Below are 19,903 nucleotides of genomic sequence, written 5' to 3'. Positions count from 1 at the left end.
CGCAGTTACCTCTTGTTCTTGATCGCGGTGCCGAGCACCTGCAGGTAGGCGACCAGCGCGTCCATCTCGGTCTTGCCCTTGACTGCGTCACGGGCACCGGCGATGTCCTCGTCGGTGTACGGCACGCCGAGGGTGCGCAGGGTGCGCATCTTGGTTTCGGTGTGGCTGTTGTCGACCTGTTCGGCGACCAGCCACGGGTAGGACGGCATCTTCGACTCAGGCACCACGTTGCGCGGGTTGTACAAGTGCGCGCGGTGCCAGTCGTCGGAGTAGCGCCCGCCCACGCGGGCCAGGTCCGGGCCGGTGCGCTTGGAGCCCCACAGGAACGGGTGGTCCCACACGCTTTCACCGGCTACCGAGTAGTGGCCATAGCGTTCGGTCTCGGCACGGAACGGGCGGATCATCTGCGAGTGGCAGCCCACGCAGCCTTCGCGGATATAGATATCGCGGCCTTCCAATTGCAGCGCGGTGTAGGGCTTCATGCCTTCGACCGGCTTGTTGGTAACGTCCTGGAAGAACAGCGGGACGATCTGGGTCAGCCCGCCGATGCTGACGGCAAACACCATCAGCAGCGCCATCAGGCCGATGTTTTTCTCGATGACTTCGTGTTTCATCAGGCGTGTCTCCTCAGGCCAGCTGGGCGTTCGCAGGGGCGGCGTCAGTGGCCGGCGCGCGTACCGTGCGCCAGGTGTTCCAGGCCATCAGGAACATGCCACTGAGGAAGATCGCACCGCCGACGAAGCGCACGATGAAGCCAGGGTGGCTGGCCACCAGGGTTTCGACGAACGAGTAGGTGAGCGTGCCGTCGCTGTTGACCGCGCGCCACATCAGGCCCTGGGCGATGCCGTTGACCCACATCGAGGCGATGTACAGCACGGTGCCGATGGTCGCCAGCCAGAAGTGCGCGTTGATCAGGCCGATGCTGTGCATCTGCTCTTTGCCGAACACTTTCGGGATGGTGTGGTACAGCGCGCCGATCGAGATCATCGCCACCCAGCCGAGGGCGCCGGCGTGGACGTGGCCGATGGTCCAGTCGGTGTAGTGCGACAGGGCGTTGACCGTCTTGATGGCCATCATCGGGCCTTCGAAGGTGGACATGCCGTAGAACGCCAGCGACACCACCAGGAAGCGCAGGATCGGGTCGCTGCGCAACTTATGCCAAGCGCCGGAGAGGGTCATCATGCCGTTGATCATGCCGCCCCAGCTCGGTGCCAGGAGGATCAGCGACATCACCATGCCCAGCGACTGCGCCCAGTCGGGCAGCGCGGTGTAGTGCAGGTGGTGCGGGCCGGCCCAGATGTACAGGGTGATCAGTGCCCAGAAGTGCACGATCGACAGGCGATAGGAATACACCGGGCGCTCGGCTTGCTTGGGCACGTAGTAGTACATCATTCCCAGGAAGCCTGCGGTCAGGAAGAAGCCCACCGCGTTGTGGCCGTACCACCACTGGACCATGGCATCGGTGGCGCCGGCATAGACCGAGTACGACTTGGTCAGGCTGACCGGCAGCTCGAGGTTGTTGATGATGTGCAGCATCGCCACGGTCAGGATGAATGCCCCGAAGAACCAGTTGCCGACGTAGATATGCTTGGTGTTGCGCTTCATCAGCGTGCCGAAGAACACGATGGCGTAGCAGACCCAGACGATGGTGATCAGGATGTCGATCGGCCATTCCAGCTCGGCGTATTCCTTGGAGCTGGTGTAGCCCAGCGGCAGGCTGATGGCCGCGAGCAGGATCACCAGTTGCCAGCCCCAGAAGGTGAACGCGGCCAGTTTTGGTGAGAACAGGGTGGTCTGGCAGGTGCGTTGCACCGAATAATACGAGGTGGCGAACAGCGCACAGCCGCCGAAGGCGAAGATCACCGCATTGGTATGCAGGGGGCGCAGGCGGCCGAAGCTGGTCCAGGGGAGGTCGAAGTTGAGGGACGGCCAGGCGAGCTGGGCGGCGATGAAGACGCCGAGCCCCATCCCGACGATTCCCCACACCACCGTCATGATGGCGAATTGGCGGACCACCTTGTAGTTGTAGGCGGTACTGCTGGTTGTGTTCATGTATGGGTTCCCATCCACGGTTATTGGCAGGCTATAGAGCGAGGCAAGCATGATTAATGGGCAAAGTGCCGGTATTGACGGGGATCAATGGGCGAAGGTCGGAAATGTCCCAGGCTTGCGCTGCGATCCTCCGCAAATTCAAGGGGATGAGGGCTACAAAGGCTGCCTGATCCTGGCCCACGGCGCCGGTGCGCCGATGGACAGCGGGTTCATGAACGAGATGGCGCAAAGGCTTGCGGCGCTTGGGGTGGGGGTGATTCGCTTCGAGTTCCCGTACATGGCCGAACGCCGCGTGAACGGTGGCAAGCGGCCGCCCAATCCGCAGAAGGTTCTGCTGGAGTGCTGGCGCGAGGTATACCGGCAGGTGCGACCTTTGGTCGCGGGCACATTGGCCATTGGCGGCAAGTCCATGGGCGGGCGCATGGCCAGCCTGGTGGCGGACGAGCTTGGGGTGGATGCACTGGTTTGCCTGGGGTATCCGTTCTATGCGGTGGGCAAGCCGGAGAAACCCAGGGTCGAGCACCTGGCGGGGCTGAAGACGCCGACCTTGATCGTGCAGGGCGAGCGCGATGCGTTGGGTAATCGTGAGGCGGTGGCGGGGTATGCGCTGTCACCAGCGATCGAGGTGAGCTGGCGGGTGGCGGGGGATCATGACCTGAAGCCGTTGAAGGCTTCGGGGTTCAGCCATGCCCAGCATATGCAGGCGGCGGCCGAGCAGGTGGCGGAATTCTTGTTGAAATAGTGCTGGCCTCTTCGCGGGGCAAGCCCGCTCCCACAGATACCTGACTGAGCCTGAGTACAGTGGGGTACTTGTGGGCGCGGGCTCGCCCCGCGAAGAGGTCGATGCAGGCTATCGCTTAGTCGCGGTACTCGCACAGGTAAGCAGTGTCCACCGCTACCTTCAGCTGGAACTTGCTGTCAGCGGCAACATTGAATTTGTCGCCCGCGTTGAAGGTTTCCCAGTTGTCGCTACCCGGCAGCTTGACGGTCAATGCGCCGGAAACCACATGCATGATTTCGCGCTTGGCAGTGCCGAACTCGTATTCGCCCGGTGCCATCACACCCACGGTGGCCGGGCCTTCTTCGCCCGCGAATGCGATCGACTTGACGGTGCCGTTGAAGTACTCGTTGACCTGGAACATGGGCGACTCCTGAAAAGAGGGGGATGAAAAAGCGCTGGCCAGTATGCCCAAGGCCATCCCCGTCGTCATCTGCTTTCAGGTGCCCTTGGCCGGCAGGCTCAAGGGCAGCAGCCGCGCCGTGTTGCGCGCATCTTCCAGGGCCCGGTGCTGCTGCCCGCAGAAGTGCATGCCAGCCAGTTGCAAGGCACCATTGAGGCCCGTCGGCCGCTGCAGGTGGCGGGCCTTGGCGAAGCGCTGCTTGAGGTTGATGTGCGGCACGCTGCGCAGCAGGCTGTCGAGCCCGTGCTGCTGCCATTCCTGAAGCAGTTGCTGGCGGTCGTAGTCACCCCAGCTGACCCACGCCTGCAACTGCCCGCGGTGGTGCCCCAGCCAGCGCTCGAACCGTGCCCACACCTCCGGGAAGGCCGCAGCGCTGTCGACGCTGGCCTGGCTGATGTGCGTCAGTTCACGGCAGAACGGCGTCAGTTGCGGCCGTCGCCTGGGCCGCACGAAGCGCTGGAAGTGGTCGACTTCGCGGCCTTCGCGGGTCACCAGGCTTGCGCCGATTTCTATGATTTCCATCTCTGTGACCGGCCACCCACCATCGTCGGTGGTGGCTTCCAGGTCGATCACCAACCAATGGCCCATACCAGGCTCCCTTGCAGATCCTGCTAGAGCGTAGCCAATGTCGGGCCTTACGGCACCCCCTGGCAATTTGCCGCCTGCTTTGGCGCAAAGACCAGCGACCAGCTGTTGTGCCCTGCCCGGAAAACGCCTAGTTTAGGCGCAACCAGGTACGAACCGTGATGAGTGTCCGTCTTGACTTCAGCGCCCGGCCCAAAGGCCTTGTCCACTCTGCTGTTGCTGGCCGGCTTCTGGTTGGCGGTACCAGGCTGGGCTGGCGACGCGATCGAAGTGAAGATTGGTGCCGCGCATTTCCCGCCTTACACCGTTCGCCCCGAACAGGGGGCCGATACGGGTCTGTTGCCACAATTGATCGACGCCCTTAACCGCTCCCAGCAGGGCTACCACTTTGTCTTGGTGCCCACCTCCATTCAGCGGCGCTTTGGTGATTTGCAGCAGGGCCGCACCGACATGGCGGTCTTCGAGAACCCACAGTGGGGCTGGCAGCAGATTGCCCACCAGACAGTGGACATGGGCCTGGAAGATGCCGAAGTGTTCGTCGCCGCCAAGGCCAACGGTCGCGACCCGCATTACTTCGATGAGCTGCGCGGCAAGCGCCTGGCGCTGTTCAACGGTTACCACTATGCGTTCGCCAGCTTCAACGCCGACCCGGACTACCTGCGCAAAGCCTTCAATGCGACGCTGACCTATTCCCACGACAGCAACCTGCTGATGGTGCAGGCCGGCCGCGCCGACATCGCCCTGGTCACCCGTTCTTACCTCAGCGACTTTCTCGACCGTAACCCGGGCAGCCAGGCGCAACTGGTTGCCTCGCAGCGTATCGATCAGGTCTATCACCACTACGCTTTGCTGCGCCCTGGCGCGCCCATCGGCGAGCAATCGTTCGCGGCCTTGATGCGTGCCCTGCGCGAGAATGGTGAGCTGACGCGTATCTTTCAGCCCTACCGGATCACGGTACAGGCACCGCGCGACTAAATTCCCGTGCAGCGACAACGTTTTTAGCAGTGTGCCTTCTCTTCATTTTCGTGAGCCAAGACCATGCCGTTCGATGCCGCTTCGCAGCCACTGTCAGCGCCACGCTGGCGCACCCTCAGCGCCGATGAGGGCGAGAGCTGGCTGAGCCTGACCCTTGCCGGTCGCCCTTTGATCCAGCTGCGCCTGGCCCAGGGCGCGGCGCTTGAGGTGCACCTTGAAAGCCTTTGCCCAGAGCGCCCTTACCAGGCGTTGTGGGCTGCCTGCTATTGGCTGCTGGCACGCGATGTCGCCCGCCAGCGCCTGGCCTGGCACTTGCCCGAAGTGCTGCCCGAAGCCCTCGTCAGCGGCCTGTTGGTGCCCGGCGAGCAGGCGGGCGTGTACTTGTGCGAACGTACGTTGTTCTGGCAGTTGCCCCAACCCTGGCTTGGCGAGTCGATCGCCGGGGTGTACCCCCAGCAGATGCAGATCAGCAACGGCAAGCGCCACCCGCGCCGGGCGCCCAAGCCGCGTGGCGAAGTGTACCGACGTTTCGATGCACGCCTGGGCAGCTGGGTATCGCTGCGTACCCTGGAGATCGATCAGGACCTGGAACGCTTCAATCGCTGGCAGAACAACCCGCGGGTCGACAAGTTCTGGCAGGAGGGCGGCACCTTGCAGCAGCACCATGAATACCTGGCAAAGCTGCAAGCCGACCCGCATACCCTCACCTTGATCGGCTGTTTCGACGACGAGCCGTTCGCCTACTTCGAAGCGTACTGGGCCAAGGAAGATCGCATTGCGCCGTTCTACGCGGCCGATGATTACGACCGCGGCATCCACATGCTGGTGGGGGAGGAGGCGCACCGTGGGCCGCACAAGGTGGCCAGCTGGTTATCGGCGCTGGTGCACTACCTGTTCCTCGATGACCCGCGCACTCAGCGGGTGGTGGCCGAGCCGCGTGCGGACAACGGCAAGATGATCGGCTACATGCACGACCAGTGCTTCCATTGCGAGAAGGAATTCGATTTCCCGCACAAGCGCGCGGCGCTGATGATTCTGGGGCGGGAGCGGTTTTTTGATCGGTGCACGCTGGTCTGAGAGTGCTGGGGGGCAATGCGCCCCCAACACTCATAAATTCAAACCTGACGGTTAGCCGTCTTGCGGCAATGCACCAAGGCGTCGCGGATCATGAAGTTGACCAAGGTCGGCGACACGCCGAGTTCCTTGGCGATGTCCTTCTGCGGCACGCCGTGCAAACGGTACATCTCGAACGCGTAACGGGTGCGCTGTGGCAGCTCGTTCAATGCTTCGGCAATGTCATCGAGGGCGGCAAGGTTGATGTGCGTGGCTTCGGGCGAGGCGTTCTGGATGACCACGTTCAGGCCTTCCTCTTCGCTGCCGGAGTACTTCAGCTCCATCGCCTGTTTGCGGTAGTGGTCGATGGCCAGGTTGCGCACGATCTGGAACAGGTAGCTCAGCTGCGCCTTGAATGACGAGGTGATCTGCGGGGCGGCACTGAGCCGGAAGAATGCATCCTGCACCACGTCTTCCGCGCGTGAGCGGCAGCCGGTGATGCGCGCAGCAATCTTGACCAGAATGCTGCGATTGTCGACGAAGGCCTGGAGTAATGGTGAATCGCACTTACTTGTGGATAGCTGTTCCGCCATGGAAATCACCTTGTCACAGAGAGGGGGGGAGGCACCCAACGTTGGGAAGCTTCCTGAGACGTGCGACAAGCTATTCAGAATGATAATGATTGTCAAATACGAAACGTAATTAGTATCTGTAAGTTTCGGTTCTAAGCAGCCCGCGTGAAACAGTTCACCTTTCGCCGTGCCTGCCACCGCGCAATCCGGTTAATTTCTTCCCCTGCCCATCCGTTCCCCTGTGTACATCCGGCCGCCGTGCGCTGCCCGCCGACGTTCGCGGAGCAGCCGGCCCGACTTCACCAGACACTGGCAGGAACACCCCATGACGGACGCCTTCGAACTCCCGCTCTCGCTGGTCCAGGCCCTGGCGCAACGCGCCGCGCAGACCCCGGACAAGATAGCCCTGCGCTTTCTGGCCGATGCTCCCGGCGAGCAGGCCGTGCTCAGCTACCGGGACCTGGACCGCCGCGCGCGCACCATCGCCGCTGCCTTGCAGGCCCGCGCAGGGTTCGGCGACCGTGCGGTGCTGCTGTTCCCCAGCGGCCCGGACTATGTCGCGGCGTTCTTTGGCTGCCTGTATGCCGGCGTCATCGCCGTGCCGGCGTATCCCCCAGAGTCCACGCGCCACCATCACCAGCAACGCCTGCTGTCGATCATCGACGATGCCGAGCCGCGCCTGCTGCTGACCGTGGCCGCGCTGCACGACAGCTTGCAGGGCTTGGACGCGCTGGCGGCGGCCAATGCCCCCGCGCTGCTGGCGGTGGATGGACTTGACCCGGCCCTGGCCGATGCCTGGCAAGAGCCTGCCCTGGCCGGCGATGACATCGCCTTCCTCCAGTACACCTCAGGCTCCACCGCGCTGCCCAAGGGCGTGCAGGTCAGCCATGGCAACCTGGTGGCCAACGAGCAGTTGATCCGTCACGGTTTCGGCATCGATGTGAACCCCGACGACGTCATCGTCAGCTGGCTGCCGCTGTACCACGACATGGGCCTGATCGGCGGCCTGCTGCAGCCGATCTTCAGCGGCGTGCCCTGCGTGCTGATGTCGCCTGGCTACTTCCTCGCCCGGCCACTGCGCTGGCTGCAGGCAATCAGCGATTACGGCGGCACCATCAGCGGCGGCCCCGACTTCGCCTACCGCCTGTGCAGCGAGCGGGTCAGCGACGCCTCCCTGGCGGGGCTTGACCTGCGCCGCTGGCGCGTGGCCTATTCCGGCTCCGAACCGATCCGCCAGGACAGCCTGGCGACCTTCGCCGACAAGTTCCAGGCCTGTGGCTTCGACCCGCACAGCTTCTTCGCCAGTTACGGCCTTGCCGAGGCGACCCTGTTCGTCAGCGGCAGCCGACGCGGCCAGGGCATCGGCGCGCTGGAGGTGGATGCCGAGGCCTTCGCCGCCAACCGCGCCGAACCTGGTAGCGGCAGTGTGCTGATGAGCTGTGGCTACCCGCAGCCAGGGCATGCGGTGCGCATTGTCGAGCCGCAGCGCCTGGAAGTGCTGGGCGACAACTTGGTCGGTGAGGTCTGGGCGGGCGGCCCGAGCATCGCCTTGGGCTACTGGCGCAACCCCGAGGCCAGCGCCCGCACTTTCGTCGAAATGGACGGCCAGACCTGGCTGCGCACCGGCGACCTGGGTTTCATTCGCGATGGCGAAGTGTTCGTTACCGGGCGCTTGAAAGACATGCTCATCGTCCGCGGCCAGAACCTCTACCCGCAAGACCTGGAAAAAACCCTGGAGCGCGAAGTCGATGTGCTGCGCAAAGGCCGCGTAGCGGTGTTTGCCGTGGACCATCAGGGCGAGGAGGGCATCGGCGTGGCGGTGGAAGTCAGCCGCAATGTGCAAAAAGCCGTCGAGCCTCAGGCGCTGATCAAGACCTTGCGCCAGGTCATCGCCGACGCCTGCCGCCAGGCGCCGGCCGTGGTCCTGTTACTCAACCCGGGCGCACTGCCCAAGACCTCCAGCGGCAAGCTCCAGCGCTCGGCCTGCCGCCAGCGCATGGACGATGGCAGCCTGGACTGTTACGCGCGCTTCCCGGAGGCCAGCGAGCAGCACCCAAGCGGCGCGCCGGCCGACGACCTGCAGGCGCGCATCGCCGCTGTGTGGCGTGATGTGCTCAAGGTCGAAGCCGTGGCGGCGGACGATCACTTCCTGCTGCTGGGCGGCAACTCCATCGCGGCCACCCAAGCCACGGCGCGCCTGGCCGATGAGCTGGGCATCAACCTGGGCCTGCGCACCCTGTTCGAAGCCCCGCTGCTGGGTGAGTACAGCGCCGCTGTGGCGGCGATCGTTGCCGAAGGCGGGGCACAATCGGCCGGCATCGCCACCCTCGAGCGTGACCAGTCGCTGCCGCAATCACTGGCACAGAACCGCCTATGGCTGCTCTGGCAACTCGAGCCGCAATCGGCGGCCTACAACATTCCGGCCGGCCTGCACCTGCGCGGTGAGCTGGACGTCGTTGCACTGGAGGCGACCTTCCAGGCCCTGGTCGCGCGCCATGAATCCTTGCGCACGGTCTTCAGCGAAGAGGACGGCCAGGCCCGGCAGCGGATCCTGGCACAGCAGCCGTTCAGCCTGCATCGCCTGGACCTCGAAGGCCAGGCGCCCGCGCAGGTTGCAGCATGCCGCGAGGAAGAGGCCCAGCAGCCGTTCGACCTTGGCCGAGGCCCCTTGCTGCGCGTGACCCTGGCGCGCCTGGACGATGACGAGCATCAGCTGTGGGTGACCCTGCACCACATCGTCGCCGATGGCTGGTCGCTGAACATTCTGCTCGACGAATTCGCCAGGCTGTACGCTGCGCACTGCCAAGGCCATGCAGCCGACCTGGCGCCCCTGCCGCTGGGTTACGCCGACTACGGCACCTGGCAGCGGCAATGGCTGGCCGACGGTGAAGCCGAACGCCAGTTGCACTACTGGAAGGCCAAGCTGGGCGATGCGCTGCCGGTGCTCGACCTGTGCACCGACCAGCCCCGCGCCAGCCAGCGTGACAAACGTGCGGCACGTTACAACCTGAAAGTGCCGGCCAAACTGACCGAGGCGCTCAAGGGCCTGGCCCGCGAGCAGCAGGCGAGCCTGTTCATGGTGCTGCTGGCCGGCTGGCAAGGTGTGCTGCACCGCTACAGCGGCCAGGCAGACATCCGTGTCGGCGTGCCCAATGCCAACCGCCCGCGCCTGGAAACCCAGGGCCTGGTCGGCTTCTTCATCAACAGCCAGGTGCTGCGTGCGCAGCTGCATGGCCGCTTGCCCTTCGAGCAACTGCTGGCCCAGGCACGCCAAGCCACCCTCGAGGCCCAGGCCAACCAGGACCTGCCTTTCGAGCAGCTCCTCGAAGCCCTGCCAGAAGCCCGCGAACAGGGCCTGTTCCAGGTCATGTTCAACCATCAGCAACGCGACCTTTCGGCCTTGCGCCGCTTGCCTGGCCTGCTTGCCGAAGAGCTGCCCTGGCACAGCCGCGAAGCCAAGTTCGACCTGCAGCTGCATAGCGAAGAGGACCATCAAGGCCGCCTGACGCTGGCCTTCGACTATGCCGCCGAGCTGTTCGAGGCCAGTACCGTCAAGCGCCTGGCCGCGCACCTGCTGGCGTTGCTGGAGCAGGTCTGCGCCCAGCCGCATTTGGCGCTGGGCGAGGTGCAACTGCTCGATGAGCACAGCCGCGCGCAGGTGCTCGGCTGGGGCCAGGCAGCCGCCGCGGCGCCCGAGCGCCTGCTGGTCGAACAGCTCAACGAGCAGGCTCGGCTGACCCCACAGCGCATTGCGCTGGCCTGGCAGGGTGGCAGCCTCGACTATGCCGAGCTGCACCAGCAGGCCAACCGCCTTGCCCATTACCTGCGTGACAAAGGCGTTGGCCCCGACACCTGCGTGGCCATCGCCGTCGAGCGCTCGCCGCAGTTGCTGGTCGGCCTGCTGGCCATCCTCAAGGCCGGCGGCGCCTACGTGCCGCTGGACGTGGACTACCCGGCCGAGCGCCTGGCCTACATGCTCGGCGACTGCAACGCCAGCCTGCTGCTGAGCCACAGCGCCTTGCTGGGCAAGCTGCCGCAGGTCGAAGGTGTCAGCGCCATCGCCCTGGACCAGCTGCACCTGGACAGCTGGCCCAGCCAAGCCCCAGGCCTGCACCTGCACGGCGACAACCTGGCCTATGTGATCTACACCTCGGGTTCCACCGGCCAGCCCAAGGGCGTGGGTAATACCCATGCCGCCCTGGCCGAACGCCTGCAGTGGATGCAAACCACCTATGCGCTGAACGACGCTGATGTGCTGATGCAAAAAGCGCCTATCAGCTTCGACGTCTCGGTGTGGGAGTGCTTCTGGCCGCTGATCACCGGCTGCAAGCTGGTGCTGGCTGGCCCCGGCGAACACCGTGACCCCCAACGCATCGCTGCGCTGGTGCAGCAGCATGGCGTGACCACGCTGCACTTCGTGCCGCCGTTGTTGCAAGTGTTTGTGCAGGAGCCGCAGGCCGCAGCCTGCACCAGCCTGCGCCGGCTGTTCTCCGGGGGTGAGGCATTGTCCGCGACCCTGCGTGACCGTGTGCTGCAAGTGCTGCCCCAGGTGCAGTTGCACAACCGCTACGGCCCGACCGAAACCGCCATCAACGTCACCCACTGGCACTGTCAGGCCGAAGACGGCGAGCGTTCGCCGATTGGCCGCCCGCTGGGCAACGTGCTGTGCCGCGTGCTGGACGATGAGCTGGAACTGACTGCCCCGGGCGTGCCGGGTGAGTTGTACCTGGGCGGCGCGGGCCTGGCCCGTGGCTACCTGGGCCGCCCGGGCCTCACCGCCGAGCGCTTCGTGCCCCAGGCCGATGGTGACGGCCAGCGCCTGTACCGCAGTGGCGACCGTGCCCGCTGGCAAACCCAGCTCCAGGCGCTGGAATACCTCGGGCGCCTCGATCAGCAGGTGAAGGTTCGCGGTTTTCGCGTCGAGCCTGAAGAGGTTCAGGCGTGCCTGTTGGCGCAGCCTGGTGTCGAGCAGGCGCTGGTGCTGATCCACAAGGATGCGCTGGGTGCACAGCTGGTCGGCTACTTCAGCGGCGCGGCCGAGCCTGCCACCCTGTTGGCCGCTCTGGCCGAGCAGCTGCCGGCCTACATGGTGCCGGCGCAACTGATCGCGCTGGCGCACATGCCCTTGGGCCCGAGCGGCAAGGTCGATCGCAAGGCGCTGCCAGCCCCTGTGTGGCAGCAGCGCGAGCATGTGGCGCCGCAGAGTGCGTTGCAGCAACAGGTGGCGGCGATCTGGTGTGAGGTCTTGAACCTGCCGCGTGTCGGCCTGCAGGACGACTTCTTCGCCCTCGGCGGCCATTCGCTGCTCGCCACCCAGATCGTTTCGCGAACCCGCCAGGCGTGCGATGTCGAACTGCCGCTCAAAGTCCTGTTCGAAGCCAGCGAGCTGGGCGCCTTCTGCGCCGAGATCACGCGCATCCGAGATGCCGGCGAGCGTAACCTGCAAGGCGAGATCGCCCGCGTCGACCGCCGCCAGGCCGTGCCGTTGTCGTACTCGCAACAGCGCATGTGGTTCCTCTGGCAGATGGAGCCAGACAGCCCCGCCTACAACGTCGGCGGCATGGCGCGCCTGCGTGGCACCCTGCACGTGGACGCCTTCGAGCGTGCGCTGCAGGCCCTGATCGTGCGCCACGAAACCCTGCGCACCACCTTCCCCAGCATCGACGGCGCAGCGTACCAGTGCGTGGCCGAAGACAGCGGCTTGCAGCTTGGCTGGCACGACTTCAGCACCTTGCCCGCCGAGGCCCGCGAGCAACGCCTGCAACAGCTGGCAGACGACCAGGCGCACCAGCCGTTCGACCTGGAGCGCGGGCCACTGCTGCGCGCCTGCCTGGTCAAGGCCCAGGAGCGTGAGCACTACTTTGTGCTGACCTTGCACCACATCGTCACCGAAGGCTGGGCCATGGACATCTTCGCCCGCGAGCTTGGCGAGCTGTACGAAGCCTTCGTCGATGATCGCGAGTCGCCCCTGGCGCCGCTGCCGGTGCAATACCTGGATTACAGCGTGTGGCAGCGGCACTGGCTGGAAAGCGGCGAAGGCGCGCGCCAGTTGGCCTACTGGAAAGCCCGCCTGGGCGATGAGCACCCGGTGCTGGCATTGCCCACCGATCGCCCGCGCCCGGCAGTGCAGAGCCACCGTGGCGAGCTGTACCGCTTCGAGCTCGACCCGGCGCTGGTGGCCCGTGTGCATGCCTTCAACAGCCAGCGTGGGCTGACCCTGTTCATGACCATGACGGCCACCCTGGCGGCCTTGCTGCACCGCTACAGCGGCCAGCGTGACCTGCGCATCGGTGCCCCGGTGGCCAACCGCATCCGCCCGGAAAGCGAGGGGCTGATCGGCGCCTTCCTCAACACCCAGGTACTGCGTTGCGAGCTGGACGGCCACATGACCGCCGCCGCACTGCTGGAGCAGATGCGCCAGGCCGCCATCGAAGGCCAGTCGCACCAGGACCTGCCGTTCGACCAGTTGGTCGAAGCCCTGCAACCGCCGCGCAGCAGCGCCTACAACCCGCTGTTCCAGGTGATGTGCAACGTCCAGCGCTGGGCGTTCCAGCAAAGCCGGGAGCTGGCCGGCATGCAGGTCGACTACCTGGTCAACGACGCCAGCGCCACCAAGTTCGACCTGTACTTGGAAGTCACTGACCTCGATGGCCGCCTGGGCTGCTGCCTGACCTACAGCCGTGACCTGTTCGACGCGCCGCGCATCGCGCGCATGGCTGAACACTGGCAGCAACTGCTGGCCGGCCTGTTGGACGACCCGCAACAGCGCCTGTGCGAGCTGCCGATGCTGAGCCCCGACGAGCAACAGGTGCTGGTTGGCCAGTTGCAGGGCGCGCAGCATGGCGCGCTCGACCAGACCTTGCACGGCCTGTTCGCCGCCCAAGCTTCACGCACGCCGCACGCGCTGGCGCTGACCTTCGCCGGCCAGCACCTGAGCTACGCCGAGCTGGACCAGCAGGCCAACCGCCTGGCCCGCGCCCTGCGCGAGCGCGGGGTCGGCCCGCAGGTGCGCGTCGGCCTGGCCCTGGAACGTTCGCTGGAAATGGTCATCGGCTTGCTGGCCATCCTCAAGGCGGGCGGTGCCTATGTGCCGCTCGACCCGGAGTACCCGCTCGACCGCTTGCGCTACATGATCGAAGACAGCCGTATTGGCCTGCTGCTCGGCCAGCGCGCGCTGCTAGAAACCCTTGGCGAGCTGCCTGAAGGTGTGGCCCGCTGGAGCCTGGAAGACGATGCGTCCAGCTTGTCGGCCTTCAGCGATGCCGCGCTGGATAACCTCAACCTGCCGCAACATCAGGCCTATCTGATCTACACCTCGGGCTCGACCGGCAAGCCCAAGGGCGTGGTGGTCAGCCACGGTGAAATCGCCATGCATTGCCAGGCTGTGATCGAGGCCTTCGGCATGCGCAGCGACGACTGCGAGCTGCACTTCTATTCGATCAACTTCGACGCCGCCAGCGAGCGCCTGCTGACGCCGCTGCTGTGCGGTGCCCGCGTGGTGATCCGCGCCCAAGGCCAGTGGGGCGCTGAAGAGATCTGCCAACTGGTGCGTGAGCAGCAGGTGAGTATCCTTGGCTTCACCCCAAGCTACGGCAGCCAGTTGGCCCAGTACCTGGCAGGGCAGGGCGAGCAGTTGCCGGTGCGCCTGGTGATCACCGGCGGTGAAGCGTTGACCGGCGAGCACCTGCAGCGCATTCGCCAGGCGTTCGCGCCGCAGCAGTTCTTCAATGCCTACGGCCCGACCGAAACCGTGGTCATGCCGCTGGCCTGCCTGGCCCCGCAAACGCTGTCGGCCGACATGGGCAGCGTGCCGATCGGCCGGGTGATTGGCGCCCGCAGCGCCTACATCCTCGACGAAGACCTGGCCCTGTTGCCACAAGGCGGTATCGGCGAGCTGTATGTCGGCGGTGCCGGCCTGGCCCAGGGGTATCACGACCGCCCGGGGCTGAGCGCCGAGCGCTTCGTCGCCGACCCGTTCTGTGCCGAGGGTGGCCGGCTGTACCGCACCGGTGACCTGGTCCGCCTGAGCACCGATGGCTTGGTCGAGTACGTCGGCCGTGCCGACCAGCAGGTGAAGATTCGCGGCTTCCGTATCGAGCTGGGCGAAATCGAAAGCCGCCTGCAGGCGCATGCAGAGGTCGATGAGGCCGTGGTGCTGGCCCTCGACCTGCCGGGTGGCAAGCAACTGGTTGGCTACCTGGTGTGCAAGCAGGCCGGTGCCGGCAGTGAGGCTCAGGCCGTGCTGCGCGAAGCGGTCAAGGCCGATGCCCGCCAGCACCTGCCGGACTACATGGTGCCCGCTCACCTGGTCCTGCTCGACAGCTTGCCGCTGATGGGCAACGGCAAACTCGACCGCCGCGCACTGCCGTTGCCGGACCTGGAGCAGGCGCGCCAGCATTACCAGGCGCCGAGCAATGAGGTGGAAGCGCAGCTGGCGCAGGTGTGGTGCGATGTGCTCAACCTTCCCCGCGTTGGTGTGCAGGACAATTTCTTCGAACTGGGTGGCGACTCGATCCTGTCGATCCAGGTGGTCAGCCGTGCCCGCCAGTTGGGCCTGCAGTTCACCCCGCGCGATCTGTTCCAGCACCAGACTATCCAGACCTTGGCCACCGTGGCCAGCCTGAGCGCCGCGCCAACTGGCATCGAGCAAGGCCTGCGCCAGGGGGACAGCGGCCTGACGCCGATCCAGCACTGGTTCTTCGACAGCGAGGTGGCCCAGCCTCAGCACTGGAACCAGGCAGTGCTGCTGCAGGCGCGCCAGCCACTGGACGCTGCGGCACTGGAGCAGGCCCTGGTCGCGTTGGTGCAGCACCATGACAGCCTGCGCCTGCGTTTCAGCCAGGCCAGTGGCCGCTGGCAGGCCGAGTACGCCCAGCCTGCCCCTCAGCAGTTGCTGTGGGCCGCGACAGTCGCCGACTTCGATGACTGCCAGGCGTTGTACACCGACCTGCAGCGCAGCCTCGACCTGGAACAAGGCCCGCTGCTGCGCGCCTTGCTGGTGGCGGACGGGCAGGGCAGCCAACGCCTGCTGCTGGCCATCCATCACCTGGTGGTCGACGGTGTGTCCTGGCGTGTGCTGCTCGAAGACTTGCAGGCGCTGTACCGTGGCCAGCCGCTGGCGGCCAAGACCCATGCCATGAGCGACTGGGCTGCGCGCCTGGCCAGCTATGCCGGCAGCGACTCGCTGCGCGACGAGCTGGACTGGTGGCACGGCCAGCTTGGCGCTGTGCGCCACGAACTGCCGTGTGATCACCCGCAGGGTGGCAACCTGCACCGCCACGCCCGAACCCTGGCCATCGGCCTCGATGCAGAACAGACCCGCCAGTTGCTGCAACAGGCGCCGGCGGCCTACCACACCCAGGTCAACGACCTGCTGCTGACGGCCCTGGCCCGTACCTTGTGCCGCTGGAGTGGTGACGCTGAAGTGCTGGTGCAGCTTGAAGGCCACGGCCGCGACGGGCTGTTCGAAGACATGGACCTGACCCGCAGCGTGGGCTGGTTCACCAATGCCTACCCGCTGAGCCTGCGCCCGGTGCTGGGTGAAGACGAGGCCGCGCGCGCCAGCTCGATCAAACGGGTCAAGGAGCAACTGCGCCAGGTGCCGCACAAAGGCCAGGGCTATGGCGTGCTGCGCTACCTGGTCGACGAGGCCGGGCGTGAACGCATGGCCGCGCTGCCGCAGGCACGCATCACCTTCAACTACCTGGGGCAGTTCGACCAGCAGTTTGACGCCGACGCGCTGTTCCAGCCGCTGGACGCCGCGGCGGGCCTGGCCCATGACCTCGATGCAGCGCTGCCCAACTGGCTGAGTGTCGACGGCCAGGTCTATGCCGGCGCCCTGCAGTTGCGCTGGACCTACAGCAGCGAACGCTACGATGAGCAGACCATCGCCACCCTGGCCGAAGGCTACCGCCAGGAGCTGCTGGCGCTGGTCGGCCATTGCCTGGCCGACGGCAGCGGCAGCTTCACGCCGTCTGACTTCCCGTTGGCGCACCTGACCCAGGAGCAGATCGACAGTTTGCCGGTCGCCGCCGCCGAGATCGACGACGTCTACCCGCTGACACCGATGCAGGAAGGCATGCTGCTGCACACCCTGCTGGAGCCGGGCACCGGCATCTACTACATGCAGGACCGTTACCGCATCAACAGCGCGCTCGACCCCGACCGCTTCGCCCAGGCCTGGCAGGCGGTGGTGGCGCGGCATGAGGCACTGCGCGCATCGTTCAGCTGGAACGCCGGCGAGGCGATGCTGCAGATCATCCACAAGCCAGGCAAGACTGCCGTGGATTATCAGGACTGGCGCGGCCTCGACGACAGCGCCCAGGAAGCGCGCCTGCAAAGCCTGCACAAACAGGAGCGTGAGGCCGGTTTTGACTTGCTCTGTGAAGCACCCTTCCACCTGCGCCTGGTGCGGGTTGCCGATGCGCGCTACTGGTTCATGATGAGCAATCACCACATCCTGATCGATGCCTGGTGCCGCTCGTTGCTGATGAACGACTTCTTCGAGGTCTACCAGGCCCTTGGCGAAGGCCGCCAGGCCCAGCTGCCGGTGCCGCCCCGTTACCGCGACTACATCAGCTGGCTGCAACGCCAGGACCTGGACGAGGCACGCCAGTGGTGGCAGGCCAACCTGGCCGGCTTCGAGCGGGCCACCGCGGTCCCCAGTGACCGCCCGTTGCGCCACGACCACGCCGGTGACGGGATGGTCGTCGGCGACTGCTACACCCGTCTGCAGGTCAGTGACGGGGTGCGCTTGCGTGAACTGGCCCAGGCCCATCAGCTGACCATCAACACCTTCGCCCAGGCGGCCTGGGCCCTGGTGCTGGCGCGCTACAGCGGCGACCGCGACGTGGCCTTTGGGGTCACTGTGGCCGGGCGCCCGGTGAGCATGCCGCAGATGCAGCGCACCGTCGGGCTGTTCATCAACAGCATCGCCTTGCGCGTGCAACTGCCAGCGGCAGGCGAGCGCCGCAGTGTACGCAGCTGGCTGCAAGGCTTGCTCGAGCACAACATGCAAGTGCGCGAATATGAGTACCTGCCGTTGGTGGCGATTCAGGAATGCAGCGAGCTGCCCAAGGGCCAGCCGCTGTTCAACAGCCTGTTCGTGTTCGAGAACGCGCCGGTGGAAACTGCGGTGCTCGACCATGCCCAGCACCTCAACGCCAGCTCGGACTCGGGCCGTACCCACACCAACTTCCCGTTGACGGCGGTGTGCTATCCGGGTGATGACCTGGGCCTGCACCTGTCATTCGACCAGCGCTACTTCGACTACCCGACTGTCGAGCGCTTGCTGGCCGAATTCAAGCGCCTGTTGCTGGCACTGGTAGAGGGTTTTGAAGGGGAGGTCAGTGACCTGCCGCTGCTGGGTGCCGAAGAGCAGCGTTTCCTGTTGGAAGACTGTAACCGCACCGAGCATGCCTATGCCCTGGAGCAGAGCTATGTCGAGCAGTTCGAGGCGCAGGTCGCCGCCCACCCGCAGCGCACCGTGGCACGCTGCCTGGAAGCGTCCTATGACTACGCCGGCCTGAACTTGGCGGCCAACCGCCTGGGCCATGCCTTGATCGGCGCGGGCGTCAGCGTCGATCAGCCGGTTGCGCTGCTGGCAGAGCGCAGCTTGCCGCTGCTGGGCATGATCGTCGGCAGCTTCAAGGCCGGTGCCGGTTACCTGCCGCTGGATCCGGGCCTGCCGGCCGCACGCCTGCAGCGCATCGTCGAACTCAGCCGCACGCCAGTGCTGGTGTGCAGCGCCGCTTGCGCCGAGCAGGGTCGCCAATTGCTGGATGAACTGGGTGGCGTGGCACGGCCGAAGCTGCTGGTGTGGGAAGACATCCAGGCCAGCAACATCGCCAGCCACAACCCCGGTATTCACAGCGGGCCCGACAACCTCGCCTACGTCATCTACACCTCGGGCTCCACCGGGTTGCCCAAAGGTGTGATGGTCGAGCAGCGCGGCATGCTCAACAACCAGCTGAGCAAGGTGCCTTACCTGGCCCTGAGCGAACAGGACGTGATTGCCCAGACCGCGTCGCAGAGCTTCGATATTTCGGTCTGGCAGTTCCTTGCCGCACCTTTGTTCGGCGCCAGGCTGGAGATCGTGCCCAATGCCATCGCCCATGACCCGCAGGGCCTGCTGGCGCATGTGCAGGCCACCGGCATCACCGTGCTGGAGAGCGTCCCGTCGCTGATCCAGGGCATGCTGGCCAACGATCATCAAAGCCTCGATGGTCTGCGCTGGATGCTGCCGACCGGCGAGGCGATGCCGCCGGAGCTGGCCGCGCAATGGCTGCAGCGTTACCCGGCGATCGGCCTGGTCAATGCCTACGGCCCGGCGGAGTGTTCGGACGATGTGGCGTTCTTCCGCGTCGATGTCGAGTCGACCCGCGGCAGCTACCTGCCGATTGGTACGCCGACCGACAACAACCGCCTGTACCTGTTCGGCGAGGACCAGACCTTGGTGCCATTGGGCGCGGTCGGCGAGCTGTGTGTCGCCGGCACCGGTGTGGGCCGTGGTTATGTCGGTGACCCTGTGCGGACGGCCATGGCCTTCATCCCGCACCCGCATGGTGCACCGGGCGAGCGCCTGTACCGCACTGGCGACCTGGCTCGGCAACGTCCGGACGGTGTGCTGGAATACGTGGGCCGCATCGATCATCAGGTGAAGATCCGTGGCTACCGCATCGAGCTGGGCGAGATCGAAGCGCGCCTGCACGAGCAGCCAGAGTTGCGCGATGCCGCGGTGAGCGTGCAGGAGGGCGTCAACGGCAAGCACCTGGTCGGCTACCTGGTGGCGCATCAGGGCGTCAGCGCCGATGCGGCGTTACTCGAACAGGTCAAGCAGCGCCTGCGCGCTGCGCTGCCGGAGTACATGGTGCCCTTGCACTGGGGCTGGTTCGACAGCCTGCCGCACAACGCAAACGGCAAGCTCGACCGCAAGGCGCTGCCGGCCATTGACATCGGTGGCCAGCACAGCCAGGCCTATGAGGCGCCGCGTGACGAGCTGGAAACGGTGCTGGCAGGCATCTGGGCCGACGTGCTCAAGGCCGAACGGGTGGGGGTGCACGACAACTTCTTCGAGCTGGGCGGGCATTCATTGCTGGCGACGCAGATTGCCTCGCGGGTGCAGAAGCAATTGCAGCTCAATGTGCCGCTGCGGGCGATGTTCGAGTGCAGCACCGTGGCGGAATTGGCGGTGTACGTGCAGGGGCTGCAGGGCAGTGCGCTGGATGATGACAAGGTTGACCGGCTTAGTGACCTGATGGCGGAGCTGGAGGGGTTGTAGGGGTTTTGGGTAGGCCGTGAGTTTTGTTGGGCGGCGCAGATCGAGCGCCGCCCGCGCGGCGCTTCGCGGGGCAAGTCGGATCGCCGCACCGCCGCTCCCACATCTGTTTCGGGCCAGTGAGGCCTGTGCTATTGGCGCGCGACCGCCTTGTTTGTCCGACGCGATATTGAGGCGGGCACCAAGGGGCCGCGCGCCAATGCCTCAGG

Annotated in this window: 9 protein-coding genes; 4 read left to right on the top strand and 5 right to left on the bottom strand. The window is 65.7% G+C overall.

Features of this window, described 5'->3' with window-relative positions; genetic code table 11:
- Window positions 1-5: 5 nt before the first annotated feature.
- Together ccoO and ccoN are read right to left on the bottom strand one after the other, a co-directional pair.
- Entirely contained in the window at window positions 6-614 is a 609-nt protein-coding gene (ccoO, locus tag LOY26_RS18585) for a cytochrome-c oxidase, cbb3-type subunit II (protein WP_033699340.1), read from the bottom strand.
- A 13-nt stretch (window positions 615-627) separates the two neighbouring features.
- Window positions 628-2,052, bottom strand: coding sequence for a cytochrome-c oxidase, cbb3-type subunit I (gene ccoN, locus LOY26_RS18580; RefSeq protein WP_027592920.1), 1,425 nt, complete (start codon window positions 2,050-2,052; stop codon window positions 628-630).
- 49 nt (window positions 2,053-2,101) lie between these two features.
- Here ccoN and LOY26_RS18575 point away from each other — a divergent pair, with 49 nt between their 5' ends.
- The gene (locus tag LOY26_RS18575; RefSeq protein WP_047581308.1) at window positions 2,102-2,794 is read left to right on the top strand and encodes an alpha/beta family hydrolase; all 693 of its coding nucleotides are present in this window, start codon (window positions 2,102-2,104) and stop codon (window positions 2,792-2,794) included.
- A 115-nt stretch (window positions 2,795-2,909) separates the two neighbouring features.
- Here LOY26_RS18575 and LOY26_RS18570 read toward each other — a convergent pair whose 3' ends face one another.
- Window positions 2,910-3,194 (bottom strand): pyrimidine/purine nucleoside phosphorylase, encoded by a 285-nt coding sequence (locus LOY26_RS18570; protein ID WP_033699336.1) that lies wholly within the window; start codon window positions 3,192-3,194, stop codon window positions 2,910-2,912.
- Between the two features lie 75 nt (window positions 3,195-3,269).
- A complete protein-coding gene (locus LOY26_RS18565; RefSeq protein ID WP_033699335.1) occupies window positions 3,270-3,821 on the bottom strand; it encodes an exonuclease domain-containing protein in 552 nt (183 codons plus the stop codon).
- A gap of 171 nt (window positions 3,822-3,992) precedes the next feature.
- Between LOY26_RS18565 and LOY26_RS18560 the strand changes: the two genes are divergently transcribed.
- Both LOY26_RS18560 and LOY26_RS18555 read left to right on the top strand, forming a co-directional pair.
- The gene (locus LOY26_RS18560; protein WP_047581306.1) at window positions 3,993-4,793 is read left to right on the top strand and encodes an ABC transporter substrate-binding protein; all 801 of its coding nucleotides are present in this window, start codon (window positions 3,993-3,995) and stop codon (window positions 4,791-4,793) included.
- 63 nt (window positions 4,794-4,856) lie between these two features.
- The gene (locus tag LOY26_RS18555; protein WP_258713975.1) at window positions 4,857-5,870 is read left to right on the top strand and encodes a GNAT family N-acetyltransferase; all 1,014 of its coding nucleotides are present in this window, start codon (window positions 4,857-4,859) and stop codon (window positions 5,868-5,870) included.
- Window positions 5,871-5,908: 38 nt separating this feature from the next.
- On the opposite strand, the gene LOY26_RS18550 is transcribed toward LOY26_RS18555, so the two are convergent.
- A complete protein-coding gene (locus LOY26_RS18550) occupies window positions 5,909-6,439 on the bottom strand; it encodes an RNA polymerase factor sigma-70 (protein WP_033699331.1) in 531 nt (176 codons plus the stop codon).
- Between the two features lie 304 nt (window positions 6,440-6,743).
- Here LOY26_RS18550 and LOY26_RS18545 point away from each other — a divergent pair, with 304 nt between their 5' ends.
- Complete coding sequence (locus LOY26_RS18545; protein WP_258713974.1) at window positions 6,744-19,697, top strand: non-ribosomal peptide synthetase; 12,954 nt, start codon at window positions 6,744-6,746, stop codon at window positions 19,695-19,697.
- Window positions 19,698-19,903 lie beyond the last annotated feature (206 nt).

This window comes from Pseudomonas sp. B21-047, assembly GCF_024748775.1.
Lineage (GTDB): Bacteria > Pseudomonadota > Gammaproteobacteria > Pseudomonadales > Pseudomonadaceae > Aquipseudomonas > Aquipseudomonas capeferrum.
This window is presented reverse-complemented; position numbering and strand designations above follow the sequence as displayed.

Bases quoted from the DNA above. Each gene is read 5' to 3' on its own strand.
- ccoO (WP_033699340.1), bottom strand. From the start codon at position 614: ATGAAACACGAAGTCATCGAGAAAAACATCGGCCTGATGGCGCTGCTG.
- ccoN (WP_027592920.1), bottom strand. From the start codon at position 2,052: ATGAACACAACCAGCAGTACCGCCTACAACTACAAGGTGGTCCGCCAA.
- LOY26_RS18575 (WP_047581308.1), top strand. From the start codon at position 2,102: ATGATTAATGGGCAAAGTGCCGGTATTGACGGGGATCAATGGGCGAAG.
- LOY26_RS18570 (WP_033699336.1), bottom strand. From the start codon at position 3,194: ATGTTCCAGGTCAACGAGTACTTCAACGGCACCGTCAAGTCGATCGCA.
- LOY26_RS18565 (WP_033699335.1), bottom strand. From the start codon at position 3,821: ATGGGCCATTGGTTGGTGATCGACCTGGAAGCCACCACCGACGATGGT.
- LOY26_RS18555 (WP_258713975.1), top strand. From the start codon at position 4,857: ATGCCGTTCGATGCCGCTTCGCAGCCACTGTCAGCGCCACGCTGGCGC.
- LOY26_RS18550 (WP_033699331.1), bottom strand. From the start codon at position 6,439: ATGGCGGAACAGCTATCCACAAGTAAGTGCGATTCACCATTACTCCAG.
- LOY26_RS18545 (WP_258713974.1), top strand. From the start codon at position 6,744: ATGACGGACGCCTTCGAACTCCCGCTCTCGCTGGTCCAGGCCCTGGCG.